This window comes from Amycolatopsis mongoliensis (assembly GCF_030285665.1).
Taxonomy (GTDB): Bacteria; Actinomycetota; Actinomycetes; order Mycobacteriales; family Pseudonocardiaceae; genus Amycolatopsis; species Amycolatopsis mongoliensis.
The window spans coordinates 5,078,502-5,092,754 of sequence record NZ_CP127295.1 but is presented as its reverse complement, the minus strand read 5'-3'; the positions used below and the strand labels follow the sequence as shown (position 1 = coordinate 5,092,754).

Genomic DNA, 14,253 nt, shown 5'->3' with positions numbered 1-14,253 from the left:
CGCCCAGCGCGTTCTCCCCTTACGGTTGACCCGTGACCGAGCCGGAATCGGAAAGCGACGCGACGACGACCTTGCTGCCGTTGTTCCCGTTGCAGACCGTTCTGCTCCCGGGGACCAAGCTGCCGCTGCACATCTTCGAACCGCGGTACCGGCAGCTGATGGCGGACCTCGTCAGCGGCACGGTGCCAGGACGCGAGTTCGGCGTCGTGGCCCTGCGGTCGTCCCTGACCCGCGAGGTCCGTGGTCTGGACCAGCTGTACGAGATCGGCTGCAGCACGGTGCTGCGCGAGGCGAAGCGCCTGCCGGACGGCCGGTTCGACGTCGTGACGCAGGCCCAGCGCCGCTTCCGGCTGACCGACCTCGACTGCGTGTCGGCGCCGTACCTGATCGCTTCCGTGGAGTGGGTCGACGACGACCCGGTGGCGCCGTCCGGGGACATGGCCGAGCGCCTCGCGGTGGTCGCCCGCACGGCGCACCGGCGCTACTGCGAAACGGCGTGGCGCAGCGACGACTGGCACACCCCCGACGCGGACACCGAACTGGCCGAGCTGGCCTACCAGCTGGCCGCGGACTGCCTGCTGCCGCTGGAGGACCGCCAGCGGCTGCTGGAGGAACGCCACCCCCTGCGCCGGCTCCGCATCGCGTGCCGGCTGCTGACGCGGGAGGCGGGGTTCCTCGACACGCTGGGCGCGGTGCCGCTGCCGCCCGGCGAGCTCACCGACCTCGGCAAGCCCGCCAGCCTCAACTGAGTCAGTCCCCGGAGCCGTTGCCGAACTTGCTCCACACCTTGCCCGCCGTGCTGGAGACCGTCTCGCCGACGTCGCTGAACACCTTCGTCAGCGGGTCGGCCGACGAGCTCCACGAGTCCTTGTACGACTTGGCCGCCGACTTCAGGTCGTCCTTCCAGTCGGACGTCGGCGTGTCGTCGTCGCGGCGCGGGTAGTCGCCCGCCAGGATCCCCCGGTACTCCGCCGACGCCGCCCACTTCTGCAGCTGCGCCGCGCGGACCACCGCGAACGGGTGTGACTCCGTCTCGACGAATTTGAGCTTGAGGAAGCTGTCGCGGATGTCCTCGACCGACTCGTACTCGGCGGCCTGCTGCAGGAACGACGGGATGTCGATCCGGGCCGGGTCGATCCCGCCCGCGACCTGGATCTGCGCGCGCAGCGCCGCCGTCGGATCCTGGCCGCAGAGCAGCCCGGCGCGGTCGCACGACAGCTCGGCCTTGCGGAACCACTCGCGCAGCGCCGCGATGATCGCCCGGATGCCGAGCGCGCTGACCGGCGTCCACGACATCGCCAGCTGCAGGCTGATCAGGCGCACCATCATGGTGCGGTACACCGAATGCCCGGACAGCACGTGCCCCATCTCGTGCCCGAGCACGAACCGCAGCGACTCGTGGCTCATCAGGTCGACGAGCCCGGTGCTGACCCGGATGAACGGCTCGTCCATGCCGACGGCCTCCGCCTGGATGCGGGGGTCCTGGTAGACGAACACGTTCGGCACCGACGGCAGGTCGAGCGTCTCGGCGCACTCGTGGCGCAGGCGATCGAGCTCGGGGTACTGCTTGGGCCCCACGCGGATCGACGACGCGAGCGCCATCAGCCGCTCGCCGCGCTCGTTGTAGAAACCCGAAATGGTCTTGACGACCTGGGCGAACCCGGGCACGGCGCGCAATGTGGCGAGCGCGCCCCGGTCCACCGGGTGCTCGTAAGCGCGCGGGCTGATGCCGGGAAAGCGGACGGCGTGGTGCCGCGAAACCTCGATGTCTTCAGTCACTGAACCCCCTGTGGTCGAGGGAGCCAGCTTAGGGGAGAGCGGTTCAGCCGAGGCGGCGGCCGAGGTCGTCGCGGCCGTTCCAGGTGGCGAGCAGGCTGTAGGCGGCCGTCACGCCGAGCGGGCCGGTGAGCAGCACCCACCACGACTCCAGGCGCGGCGCCAGTTCGATCACCGAGCCGAGCGCCGGTGGGCTCGCGATGGCGTAGTGGCTGTTCGCCCAGCCGACGCCGAGCAGCATGGCCAGCGCGCTCGCGAGGGCGACACCGAGGACGGCGGCGAGGAACACGACCGGCCCGCGGCGCTCGCGCAGCAGCCAGACGACGACGCCGACCACGATCCCCAGCCCGAGCGTCATCAGCCCGAAGACGGCGAGGTCGTCGAAGCGGTGCCAGCTCTCCAGCTCCAGGGCACCCTGGGTGCCGTCGGCGGAGATGATGCGCACGCGCTCCGGCGGCGCGAGCCGCGACCAGGCGAAGGCGAGCGGGAAGCTCAGCAGGCTGAGGGTGCCGAGCACGCTCACGGCGGGCAGCAGGTCGGCCTTGACGACGACTCGCGGCCGCCGCTCCCGGAACAGCACGGGCACCGACCACGGGCCGGCGACGGCCGACGGCCGGTGCGCGGGCCCCGACGACTCACTCACCCGGACTCCCTCCTGCGACTGTGCCGATCGGGGCTCCTGGCATCCGGAGCCCCCGGCAAGCGTGATGCGACCGAGGGTAACCGGTCGGTGCGTGGAGCCGGTGAGCCGCTGGCCGTGTCGCCGCGGACAGTCACCGCCGGCGGCTCCGCCCACGCCGTGAATGACTCATTCACGGCGTCGGACGACATGAATGAGTCATTCACGGCATCTCAGCCGCCGGCCGTCTCGCCGTGGCGGCTGCACTTCGCCGTCCAGCCGAGCGGGCTCACCTGGACGACGAGCCGCCGCGCGCAGAACGTGCAGTAGCGCGGCGGCTCCAGCGCCGTCCTCGGGTTGTGGCACGCCGGGTGGTCCGCCCCACCCGGCGACTCCTGTCCACAGTGGACGCAGAAGGCGGGTGCGTCAGAGGCTGTCACTGAGGGCCTTGATGGGCATCTTGAGCTCGTCGAGCATCTCCAGGTCCGCGCTCGCCGGGCGGCCCAGGTTGGTCAGGTAGTTGCCGACGATGATCGCGTTGATGCCGCCGAGCATGCCCTGCTCCGCGCCGAGGTCGCCCAGCGTCAGCTCGCGGCCGCCGGCGAAGCGCAGCATCGTGCGCGGCATCGCGAGCCGGAACGCCGCGACCGTCCGCAGGGCGTCCTTGCCCGCCACGATCTCGTAGTGCTCGTACGGCGTACCCGGCTGCGGGATGAGGAAGTTCATCGGCACCTCGTGCGGGCTCAGCTCGGCCAGCTGCACCGCGAACTCCGCGCGCTGCTCGACCGTCTCCCCCATGCCGATGATGCCGCCGCAGCAGACCTCCATGCCCGCCTCGGCGACCATCCGCAGCGTGTCCCAGCGTTCTTCCCACGTGTGGGTGGTGACGACCTCCGGGAAGTGCGAGCGCGCCGTCTCGAGGTTGTGGTTGTAGCGGTGCACGCCCATCTCGACGAGCTCGTCGACCTGCTCCTGCGTGAGCATGCCGAGCGAGCAGGCGATCTGGATGTCGTTGCCGTCCTCGCGGATCGCCTTCACACCCTCGCGGACCTGGGAGAGCAGCCGCTGGTCCGGGCCGCGGACGGCGGCGACGATGCAGAACTCCGTCGCGCCGGTCTCGGCGGTCTGCCGGGCGGCCTTGACGAGGTTCGGGATGTCGAGCCAGGCCGAGCGCACCGGCGTCGGGAAGCGACCGGACTGCGAGCAGAAGTGGCAGTCCTCGGGGCAGCCGCCGGTCTTGAGGCTGATGATGCCCTCGACCTCGACCTCGGGCCCGCACCAGCGCATCCGCACGTCGTGCGCCAGGGCGAGCAGGTCGGGCAGCCGGTCGTCGGGCAGCCGCAGCACCTCGAGGACTTCGGCTTCGCCCAGGCCGACCCCGTTCTCGAGGACGTGCTCGCGCGCGTAGGCGAGGACATCGGTGTCCGGGACTGCGGTCACGGCGTCTCCTTGGTCGTGGTGGAAGCGTCCCTCATCGTGCACGAAGGCGCCCGGGGGCGACAGCGACGCAGGTCACTTCCCGGCGGAAGCGCAGCCGGCGAAGAGCTCGGGGTCGAACTCGCCGCCGAACCACGGCGAGAGCCCGGCCCGCGCGGCGGACAGGAACTCCTCGCGGGACACCTCGCCGAGCCCGGCCGGCAGCACGCCGAGCAGCGGCGCACCGGCCGCGACCGGCAGGTCTTCGAGGTTGGACAGCGCCGCGAGGTCCGGTTCGGCCGGCCACGAGCCGATGATCACGCCGGCGACGGTGAGGCCGCGTTTCGTGGCGACCTCGGCGGTGAGCGCGGTGGCGTTGAGCGTCCCGAGGCCCGCCTCGGCGACGATGATCACGAGCGAGCCGAGCGACCAGGCGACGTCGGCGAGGCTGGAGCCGGTCTTGTCGAAGCGCACGAGCAGGCCCCCGGCGCCTTCGATCAGGGTGAGGTCGTGCGCGGTGTCGAGGTCGGACGCGGCCCGCGCGATCTCCCCGGGATCGAGCGCGGGAAGCCCACTGCGGCGCGCGGCGGCCTCGGGCGACAGGGGGTCGGGATACCGCCGCAGCTCGAGCGTGGTGACGCGGTCCCCGGCGAGCCGGAGAACGTCCTGCAGATCACCGGGCTCATCGGGGCCGACGCCGGTCTGGGCGGGTTTCAGGACGGCGACGCGCTGCCCGCCGGCCACCGCCAGGGCGGCGATGGCCGCCGTGGTGATCGTCTTGCCGACCCCGGTCCCGGTCCCCGTCATCACCAGCATGGTCACGGGCCATCAACTTAGTGACTCCACGGACGGCCGCGCACCGCGGGCACCGGATGACCGGGGTCGGCGGACGAAGACTCCCAGGTCGGCGAGGGTTTGCAGCGGGAGGCGGTGGGGCCCGGCCCAGGTACGGCCCCGGACGACGAATCTCCCACCGAGGGGCGCTGGGCGGGGGCGGGCCGAGCAAGCGAGGCCAGACCGGGCCGGCAGCGCGACCCCAATCCGCGGCCCGCCCCGAGCGAACCTCAAGCGCCCGGCACCACCACCGGCGCCCCGGCCGGGCGGAACGTCCGCTCCGCCGCGTCGAACAGGTACACCTGCGCGGTTCCCACCGCGAAGTACATCCCGGTCAGCTGCACCTTCCCCGCCGCCTCGGCCGCCGCCACCGACGGGTACTCCCGCAGGTGCTCCAGCTGCTGGAGCACGTTGTGCAGCGCCAGGCGGTCGCCGTCGCGGTCCGGGACCGCTCCGTCCAGGGTGGCCGGGCCCAGGCGGTGCGCGCTCGGCTCCGCGTGCCGGAGCCAGACCGCCAGGGGACCCGGCGGCGGGCCGTCGGCCAGGGCCGCCATCGCGCCGCAGCCCGAGTGCCCGCACACCACGATCTCCTCGATGCCCAGGACGCCGACCGCGTACTCGATCGACGCGTTCATCGACGGGTCGGCCTGCCCCGGCGGCACGAGGTTGCCGATGTTGCGGATCGTGAACAGGTCGCCCGGGCCGCTGGTCGTGATCAGGTTCGGCACGATCCGGGAGTCGCCGCAGGTGATGAACAGGGTGCGGGGGCGCTGGCCGTCGGCGAGGCCGGACAGCGTGTCGCGCAGCAGCGGGGCCGCGCGGCGGTGGAACTCGGTCGCGCCGCGGCGGGTCTGCTGGGCCGGGATGCCTTCCATGGCCTGCCATTCCGACCACGGAGCGAGCCAGCGCGGCACCGCCCGGCTCGCGGCCAGCCGCGACCGCGTCGGGCGGCCCGCCTTGCCCTCGCCGAACCACGGGTGGCCGACCTCGTCGACGTCCACCGTGCCGCCGGCGCGCTCGTGCGCCTGCTGCCACGTGGTGAGGCTTTCGAACGCCGCGTGGTCGAGGTAGTCGACGACCAGCTCCAGCCGCACCGGCACCCCGGCCGGGATGGCGCCGAGCACCTTCGACAGGCGCGGCACCGAGAGGAACGTCAGGACGCCTTCGACGACCACACGCCAGTTGTCGCCTTCGGCTTCGACGTGGATGCCGGACCACAACGTGCGGCGCAGCATCAGCACCAGCGAGAGCCCGATCCCGGCGAGGACGCCGGTGAGCAGGTCGAACACGACGACGCCGCCGAGGGTGAGCAGGTAGACGGGCAGGTCGCCGTGCGTGAGCACGGTCCTCAGGTGCTCGGGGTTGACCAGTTTCGCGCCGACGTGGACGAGCAGCCCGGCCAGCGCGGCCAGCGGGATGTTCTGGATCAGCCCGGCGAGCAGGACGACGAACACCAGCACCCAGACGCCGTGCAGCACCGCCGACGCCCGCGTTTTCGCGCCGGCGGCGACGTTCGTGGAGCTGCGGACGATGACGCCGGTGACCGGCAGCCCGCCCAGGGCACCGGAAACCATGTTGGCCGCGCCCTGGCCGACGAGCTCGCGGTCCAGGTTGGCGCGCGGCCCGGTGTGCAGGCGGTCGACCGCGACCGCCGAGAGCAGGCTTTCCACGCTGGCGATCAGGGCGATGGTGACGACGGCGAGCGCGAACCCGCCCCAGCCGTCCGGCAGCTGCGGGACGAGGTGGACGTCGAGCAGGTCACCGGGCAGTTCGACGCGGGGCAGCGTCATCCCGGCCAGCACCGAGACCAGCGTCGCGGTGGCGATCGCGGCCAGCGGCCCCGGCACCTTCCGGACGGCGGCCGGGAGCTTCGGCCAGAGCAGCAGGATCGCGATGGTGAGCAGGCCGATCAGGGTGGCCGAGTCGTGGTGGGCGACGATCTGGCCGGGCAGCTCGGCGATGTTCTCGATCGCGGAGCTCTGGGCCTTGCCGCCGAGGATGACGTGCAGCTGGCCGAGCACGATCGTGACGCCGATGCCGGCCAGCATGCCGTGCACGATGGCCGGCGAGATGGCGAGCGCGGCGCGGGCGATTCTGCTCAGCCCCAGCAGGATCTGCAGCGCACCCGCGGCGACGGTGATCGCGCAGGTGACGGCCCAGCCGAAGGTCTGGATGGTTTCGGCCATGACGACGGTCAGGCCGGCGGCGGGCCCGCTCACCTGGAGCGCGGAGCCGCCGAGGGCACCGGCGACGACGCCACCGACGACGGCGGCGACGAGCCCGGCGGCGACCGGGGCGCCCGAAGCGAGCGCGATGCCGAGGGACAGGGGGACAGCGACGAGGAAGACGACCAGTGAGGCCGGCAGGTCGTGGCGGAGCACGGCGAGGGGTCTCATGATCACCATGCAACCGGAAATCAGGTGAAATGTCCGCTATGCACCACCCGTTCGAGTGAGTAACTCGCCACTTTTAGCCCGGATGTCACAAATCGGACAGCTCGTTAACGTCCCGTTCACAAGATCAACCACCTGTCGCGTGACAGGTGAAACCCCGTACGGCACAAGGCTTTCCGCCCACCGACACAGCGCCCCAATGTGGCGTTCGGTGCGTCAGACGCACCGAACGCCACATTGGGTGCGTCGGACGCAACCAACGCCACATTGGGGCGCTCTCGGCGTCAGTGCTCCAGCGCACCCGCCGGGACGAATCCGCGCGCCGCATCGTCCAACAGGGACACCTGCGCGGCGCCGACGTCGAAGTACATCCCGGTCAGCCGGAGCCCGCCCCGGGCCAGCGCGTCGGCGACCACCGGGTACCCGCGCAGGGTTTCCAGCTGCTGCACCACGTTCTGCAGCGCGAGCTGGTCGGCCTCGGCCGCCGGCCGTTCGCCGCCGAGCAGCAGCGGCGCCTCACGGCTCCGTCGCCGCAGGGTCGCTTCGCCGTGACGCAGCCAGCTGCCGAGCTGGACCAGGCCGTCCGGCGCCTGGCCGAGCAGCGCCTTCATCGCCCCGCACCCGGAATGCCCGCACACCACGATCTCGGCGACCCCGAGCACGCCGACCGCGTACTCGATCGCCGCGCCGACCGAAGAGTCGTCGCCGTCCGCCGGCGGCACGAGGTTGCCGATGTTCCGCACGGTGAACAGGTCGCCCGGCCCGCTGGTGGTGATGAGGTTCGGCACGATCCGGGCGTCGCCGCAGGTGATGAACAGCGTGTGCGGCTGCTGGCCGTGCGCCAGCCCGCTCCACGTGTCACGCAGCAGTGGCGCGGTGCGGCGGTGGAACTCCGAAGCACCGCGGCACAGCAGGGAGCTGGCCGTGCGCTGGGCGGGCAGCACGACGTGCTCGGCCTGCCACTCCGACCACGGCGCGAGCCACCGTGGCACGACCCGCGCGGCGACGCTGCGGCGCACGGTCGGCGCGCCCGAGCTGCCGCGTTCGAACCACGGGTGCCCGATCTCGTCGACCGTCACGGGCCCGGCGTGGGCCTGCTGCCAGCCGCGCAGGCAGTCGAACGCGGCGTGGTCGAGGTAGTCGACGAGCAGCTCCAGCCGGACTTCGGCGTGCGGCGGCACCTCGGCGAGCACCCGGGTCAGCCGCGGCACGGACAGGAACGTCAGCGCGCCTTCGATGACGACGCGGTGGCGTTCGCCGTCCTTCTCGACGTGGATGCCGGAGAAGATCATCCGCCGCAGCATCAGCGCGAGCGCCAGCAGTATTCCGGCCGCGACGCCGGTCAGCAGGTTGACGGCGACCGCGCCGGCCAGCGTGACGGCGTACACCGGCAGGTCGCCGTGGCGCCGGACTTCCTTGAGCCCGTTGACGTTCACCAGCTTCGCGCCGACGTAGACCAGCAACGCGGCGAGCGCGGCCAGCGGGATCAGCCGCAGCACGCCGGTGAACAGCAGGCACGCGGCGAGGATCCAGACGCAGTGCAGGATCGCCGACGCGCGGGTGCGCGCCCCCGCTTCGTAGTTGGTCATGCTGCGCACGATGACGCCGGTGACCGGGAACCCGCCGAGCGCGCCGGCGGCGACGTTCGCCGCGCCCTGCCCGATGAGCTCGCGGTCGAGGTCGGTGCGCGGGCCGCCGCGGAGCTTGTCCACCGAGACCGCGGACAGCAGGCTCTCCAGGCCGGCGATCAACGCGATGGTGAGCGCGGCGGCCGCGAAGCCGCCCCAGCCGCCGTCGGGCAGCCGCGGGACGAGGTGCAGCGTGGGCAGCCCGGCCGGGAGGTCGACGCGCGGCAGGGACATGCCGGTCGCGACGGACAGGCCGGTGGCGAGCGCGACGGCGGCCAGCGGCGCGGGCACGCGGCGGACGGCCTTCGGCAGCCGCGGCCAGGCCAGCAGCACCGCGAGGGTGACGACGCCGACGAGCACGGCCTGGTCGTGGTGCGCGGCGATCTGCCGCGGCAACGCGAGGACGTTGGCCAGCGCGGAGCCCTGCGCCGAGCCGCCGAGCACGACGTGCAGCTGGCCGAGCACGAGCGTGACGCCGATGCCGGCGAGCAGGCCGTGCACGATGGCCGGCGACACGGCGAGCGCGGCGCGGGCGAGGCGCGTGAGGCCGAAGAGGATCTGGAGCAGGCCCGCGGCGACGGTGATCGCACAGGTGACGGGCCAGCCGTGGGTGGCGATCGTGTCGGCCAGCACCACGGTGAGAGCGGCGGACGGGCCGCTGACCTGCAGCGGCGATCCGCCGAAGAGGCTCGCGACCAGCCCGCCGACGACGGCGGAGATCAGGCCGGAGAGCAGCGGCGCCCCGGCGGCGAACGCCACGCCGAGGGACAGGGGGACGGCGACGAGGAAGACGACTATCGAGGCGAGGACATCGTGCTTGAGGTTCTCGGACGGGCGGAAGTTCTTCGGGGGTCCGGTGTCGTGTTCACCGCGAACGATCTCGATCATGGACGCAGGATCGCCGAAACCGGACGAAAAGTCCGCTACGCAAGCATTTCTCGCGTTTGTCCCGGTACGGACCGGTTCGGTTTCCCGGACTTTTCAGGCGAAAGTCGCTCGAGAACCTCCGCCGATCGCGTGGTGTGGAGCGCGCACCGGCACGGAGCGCGACGATGAGAGACCTTCGGGTCTCGGTGTGCGCGTGGTCACACCCGATGTGCTGAATTCACGCCTTTTCCGCCACGGCAAGCATCGCGCGGGTGATCGCGACCAGGTCGTCGTCAGTCGAAACGTACGGCGGCATCGCGTAGACGAGGTCCCGGAACGGCCGCAGCCAGACGCCCTGCGCGGTGACGACGTCGGTGGCCACCGCCATGTCGACGGGGTGGTCGAGCTGCAGCACGCCGATGCCGCCGAGCACCCGGACGTCCACCACCGAGCCGAGGTCGCGGGCCGGCGCCAAGCCGTCCAGCAGGCCCTTTTCGAGGCGGCTGACGTCCTGGCGCCAGGCGCCGCCGGCGAGCAGGCCGAGCGACGCGTTCGCCACCGCCGACGCGAGCGGGTTGCCCATGAACGTCGGCCCGTGCGCGAGGACCGGCAGCGCGCCGCGGGAGATCCCCGCCGCGACCTCCGGCGTGCACAGCGCCGCCGCCATGCTCAGGTAGCCGCCGGTCAGCGCCTTGCCGAGGCAGAGCACGTCCGGCGTCACGCCCGCGTGCTCGGCGGCGAAGAACGCGCCGGTGCGGCCGAAGCCGGTCGCGATCTCGTCGAAGATCAGCAGCACGTCGTGCGCCTCGGTCAGCTCCCGCAGCGCGCGCAGGTAGGCGGGGTGGTGGAAGCGCATCCCGCCGGCCCCCTGCACCACCGGCTCGACGATCACCGCGGCCAGTTCCCCGGCGTGGGCGGCGATCGCGTCCGCCAGCGTGTCCACATAGGCCTGATCGGGCGGGGTGTCGAAGCCGGACGGCGGGGCCGGCACGAAGACCTGCTCGGGCAGCACGCCGCGCCACAGCGAATGCATGCCGCCGTCGGGGTCGCACACGCTCATCGGCGTGAACGTGTCGCCGTGGTAGCCGCCGCGCCAGGTCAGCAGCCGGCGCTTCTCCGGCAACCCACGGGAACGCTGGTACTGCAGGCACATCTTCGCGGCGACTTCGACCGAAACCGAGCCGGAGTCGCAGAGGAAGACGTGCTCGAGGCCTTCGGGCGTCAGGTCCACCAGGCTCTTCGCCAGCGTGATCGCGGGTTCGTGGGTCAGGCCGCCGAACATGACGTGGCTCATCCGCCCGGCCTGCTCGGCGAGGGCCGCGTCGAGCACCGGGTGCCGGTAGCCGTGCACGGCCGACCACCACGACGACATCCCGTCGACGAGCTCCCGGCCGTCGGCGAGCTTCAGCCGGACCCCGCTCGCCTCGGTGACCAGCAGCGAAGGCACCTTCGCCGGCATCGGCGCGTACGGGTGCCAGACGTGCTGGGCGTCGAGGGCGAGCAGGCCGGCGGAGTCCATCTCCGCATTAAAACAGGGCGCGAAGCGCCTCCGGTGAGGGCGGTGGCGGGGAGGAAGGCGGAGCCCGCTTCGGTCAGCCAGGCTGCCTCGTGAACACCCAGCCGTTCTGGTTCATGGCCTCCGACACGACGTACACCCACTGCTGCCCCACCAGCACCCACGGACCGGCCACCGACAGCCGGTAGCGGCCGGTGGGCCCGGCGATGGTGAGGTTCCCGTCGGCGTCGGTCGTCGCGGTGAGCACCTGGCCGGTGTCGATGTCGGTGGCCGTCACCGGCTGCCCGGCCAGGCCTTCGCCGGTCTCGGTGACGATCCGGCCCCGGCTGGTGCCGTCCAGGCCGAGGATCTTCGCCGTGTCGCGGGCTTGGGGCGTTCCCTCGTGGTAGGCCTCGTCCCGGGTGAAGTCGCAGATCTGCTCGAGGACGCCCCAGCGGCCCGCGCGTTCGGTGACCGTGCCCGACACCCGGAACGTCCGGGTCTCCCCCGGCCGGATCGTCGCGCCCGGGCCGAAGTAGTCGAGCTCGCCCCAGCCGGCCGGGGTGATGTCCAGGGCGCGGCCGATGTCACCGCGGTCGCAAGCGCCGTACACGCCCGAGATGACGCGTGAGCCCGTGTTGGCCAGCTGCACCGTCAGCACCGCCGGGTCGCCCACGCGGTAGGTGTCCTTGTCCAGCGCGACTTCCGCGTGCAGCGTCTCGGACAAGGGGCGCAGCGCCCGCAGCGGCACCTCGACGACCGGCGTCGTGCCGTCGGCCCGCACGCTCGTGCCGCCGCCCACGATCCAGCCTCCGGGCGCGCCGGCCGGGTAGACGTCGTAGCGCCCCGGCGGCAGGTCCTCGAACGAGTACCGGCCGTCGGCGTCGGTCGTGCGGGTCTCGGTCCCGTTCAGCCGGACGTCCACGCCGGCGAGCGCCTCACCGGGGTCGGCCACGCCGTCTTCGTCCGCGTCGGCGAACGCCTGGCCGCCGATCGTGGTGGTGCCCGCGGCCGCCGGCACGACCACGTCGACCGGGGCCAGCGGCGGGGTCACGCCGTCCAGCAGCGACACCGACAGCCGGAACCGGGAGTCGCCGTCGAGCGAGCCCGTGAGGTGACCGGTCAGCCGGTACTCCCGGGTCTCGCCGGGCACGAAGCTCGCCCCGAGCCCGCCCGGCCCGAGGTCACCCCAGCCCGAATCCACCCAGAAGCGCGTGCCGCCCACGTGATCGGCGATGCCGTGCGAGTAGTAGACCCCGCGGGTGCCGGCGTTGGTCACGGTGTACTTCACGGTGACCGGCTCCCCCGGCAGGTACGGCCCGCCTTCGACCGCGGCGGTGCCCCGCAGGTCGTAGTCCGCCGCACTCGCCGGGACCGCGAACCCCACGCTCGCCACGAGCACCGCGGCCAGTGTCACCAGTGCGCGTCGAATCCCCAAGGTGACTCCCCCTCACCTCCGGCCCGCACCTTCGCGGGCTTCGGCGCTTCCACGCGCGAAGGAGCCTCCCGGCCGCTACTACGTGACGCACGTCACAGCCGGACCGGCAGCGCCTCCAATCCGTGCACCAGCGAGCTGGACCGGTAGACGAGGTCGTCCGGTTTCGCGTCCAGCGCGAGGCCCGGGAACCGCGCCAGCAGCCCGGCGAGCGCGATCTCCGCCTCCAGCCGGGCCAGCGGTGCGCCGACGCAGTAGTGGATGCCGTGCCCGAACGCGAGGTGCCCGCCCGCGGCGCGCGTGACATCGAGGCGGTCCGGTTCCGGGAACCGCTCTTCGTCCCGGTTCGCGCCCAGCAGCGAGATCAGCACGAACTCGCCCGCCGGGATCGTCACGTCGCCCGCTTCGACCGCCTCATCGGTGAACCGCAGCGTGGCCAGGTGGATCGGGCCGTCGAAGCGCAGGAACTCCTCGACCGCACCCGGCATCAGGGACGGGTCGGCGCGCAGCAGGGCCAGCTGCTCCGGCTCGCGCAGCAACGCCAGGACGCTGTTGGCGATCAGGTTGACCGTGGTCTCGTGCCCGGCCACCAGCAGCAGGAACGCCATCGCGATCAGCTCGTCCTGCGACAGCGAGTCGCCGTCGTCGCTCGCGTGCACCAGGTCCGACAGCAGGTCCTCGGCCGGCTCGGCGCGCTTCTGCGCGACCAGGCCGGTGAGGTAGGTGAGCATGCTCTGCGCCGCGTGCTGCGCGTCCTCCGGCGTCGACGAGCTCAGCAGCGTCTTCGACCAGGCGGAGAACTCGTTCCGGTCCTCCGGGGCGACGCCCAGCAGCTCGCAGATCACCGTGATCGGCAGCGGCGCGGCGAACGACGGCAGCAGGTCGGCCCGCTCCCGCCCGGCCAGCGCGTCGAGCAGCTCGGCGGTGATCTCCTCGATCCGCGGCCGCAGCCGGGCCACCGTCCGCCCGGTGAACGCCTTGTTGACCAGCTTGCGCAGCCGCGAGTGGTCCGGCGGGTCGGTGTTGAGCATGTGCCGCCCGAGCGCTTCGCCGAAGCCGCCCTGGTTCGTCGCCCCGGCCGGGAGCTTCGCCTCGAACAGCTCGTACGCGCGCCGGTTGTCCTTGTGCAGCCGCGAATCCGCCAGCAGGGCCCGCGCCTGCGCGAAGTCCGTGACGATGTAGCAGTCCAGGCCGCGCGGCATCCGGACCCGCCGCACCGGGCCGCCCGCGCGGAGCATCGCCGCGAACAGGTGCGCGTCCTGCGCGAAATCCTCCGCCACTTCGATCGTCGTCATACCCGCCCCCTGCAGTCAGCCTCAGCGCTCGGCGAGTGCCGCCACCACGCGCTCGGTCACGTCCTGCCAGTATGCCCGCTGTTCCTCGCGTTCTTCCGCGCCCGAAAGCCATTCCTGGTGGAACCGCAGCGTGGTCTTCGCGCCCGAGCCGCTGAGGCGCACCTGGACCGTCGAGTCGTGGTCCCAGTCGCTCGGCCGCCACGTCAGCCGCACCCGGTCACCTTCGACGAAGCTGCGGATCTCCCCGACCGTGCCGTTCGCGGTTTCGTACTCCGCGCCCGTCTCCCTCGGCAGGTCGACGCCGGGCCCCAGCCAGATCGCGACGCCCTCCCGGCTGACCAGGAAGTCCCACACCGTGCCGGCCGCGTACGGCAAGGTCCGCGAAACCCCGATGTTCCACCCCACATCGGCCGTCTTCCCCACTGAAGAAGTCATGTCCCCATCCTCCCACCGGGGTACGACAAAACCCGTCCCCGGCCCGGGTGCAGGATCTCC

At 72.4% G+C, this 14,253-nt stretch carries 12 protein-coding genes; 1 reads left to right on the top strand and 11 read right to left on the bottom strand.

The genetic code is table 11. The features are described 5' to 3' along the window. Nucleotides 1-32 precede the first annotated feature (32 nt). Nucleotides 33-749 carry an LON peptidase substrate-binding domain-containing protein gene (locus tag QRX60_RS24865; protein WP_286003180.1) on the top strand — a complete coding sequence of 239 codons (717 nt, stop codon included), beginning with the start codon at nt 33-35 and terminating at the stop codon, nt 747-749. Nucleotide 750: 1 nt separating this feature from the next. Here the strand turns inward: QRX60_RS24865 and QRX60_RS24860 are convergent, their stop codons facing one another. From QRX60_RS24860 to QRX60_RS24810, 11 genes are all read right to left on the bottom strand, one after another. Continuing rightward, nucleotides 751-1,779, bottom strand: coding sequence for a M48 family metallopeptidase (locus tag QRX60_RS24860; RefSeq protein WP_286003179.1), 1,029 nt, complete (start codon nt 1,777-1,779; stop codon nt 751-753). A 43-nt stretch (nt 1,780-1,822) separates the two neighbouring features. Then, a complete protein-coding gene (locus QRX60_RS24855; RefSeq protein ID WP_286003178.1) occupies nt 1,823-2,419 on the bottom strand; it encodes a DUF2567 domain-containing protein in 597 nt (198 codons plus the stop codon). 209 nt (nt 2,420-2,628) lie between these two features. Further along, the gene (gene bsaP, locus QRX60_RS24850) at nt 2,629-2,835 is read right to left on the bottom strand and encodes a biotin synthase auxiliary protein BsaP (RefSeq protein WP_286003177.1); all 207 of its coding nucleotides are present in this window, start codon (nt 2,833-2,835) and stop codon (nt 2,629-2,631) included. Continuing rightward, entirely contained in the window at nt 2,822-3,835 is a 1,014-nt protein-coding gene (gene bioB, locus QRX60_RS24845; RefSeq protein ID WP_286003176.1) for a biotin synthase BioB, read from the bottom strand. The genes bsaP and bioB overlap by 14 nt, the downstream gene beginning before the upstream one ends. Before the next feature lie 72 nt (nt 3,836-3,907). After that, nucleotides 3,908-4,633 (bottom strand): dethiobiotin synthase, encoded by a 726-nt coding sequence (bioD, locus tag QRX60_RS24840; RefSeq protein ID WP_286003175.1) that lies wholly within the window; start codon nt 4,631-4,633, stop codon nt 3,908-3,910. Nucleotides 4,634-4,875: 242 nt separating this feature from the next. Beyond that, nucleotides 4,876-7,050 carry a bifunctional SulP family inorganic anion transporter/carbonic anhydrase gene (locus QRX60_RS24835; protein ID WP_286003174.1) on the bottom strand — a complete coding sequence of 725 codons (2,175 nt, stop codon included), beginning with the start codon at nt 7,048-7,050 and terminating at the stop codon, nt 4,876-4,878. Nucleotides 7,051-7,322: 272 nt separating this feature from the next. Continuing rightward, nucleotides 7,323-9,554, bottom strand: coding sequence for a bifunctional SulP family inorganic anion transporter/carbonic anhydrase (locus tag QRX60_RS24830; RefSeq protein ID WP_286003173.1), 2,232 nt, complete (start codon nt 9,552-9,554; stop codon nt 7,323-7,325). A 217-nt stretch (nt 9,555-9,771) separates the two neighbouring features. Beyond that, nucleotides 9,772-11,052, bottom strand: coding sequence for an adenosylmethionine--8-amino-7-oxononanoate transaminase (locus QRX60_RS24825; RefSeq protein WP_286003172.1), 1,281 nt, complete (start codon nt 11,050-11,052; stop codon nt 9,772-9,774). 73 nt (nt 11,053-11,125) lie between these two features. Then, nucleotides 11,126-12,466, bottom strand: a complete 1,341-nt coding sequence (locus QRX60_RS24820; protein WP_286003171.1) for a carboxypeptidase regulatory-like domain-containing protein — start codon at nt 12,464-12,466, stop codon at nt 11,126-11,128. Between the two features lie 92 nt (nt 12,467-12,558). Further along, nucleotides 12,559-13,758, bottom strand: coding sequence for a cytochrome P450 family protein (locus QRX60_RS24815; RefSeq protein ID WP_286003170.1), 1,200 nt, complete (start codon nt 13,756-13,758; stop codon nt 12,559-12,561). 21 nt (nt 13,759-13,779) lie between these two features. Beyond that, nucleotides 13,780-14,193: an SRPBCC family protein gene (locus tag QRX60_RS24810; RefSeq protein WP_286003169.1), complete on the bottom strand. Its 414-nt coding sequence runs from the start codon at nt 14,191-14,193 to the stop codon at nt 13,780-13,782. Nucleotides 14,194-14,253 lie beyond the last annotated feature (60 nt).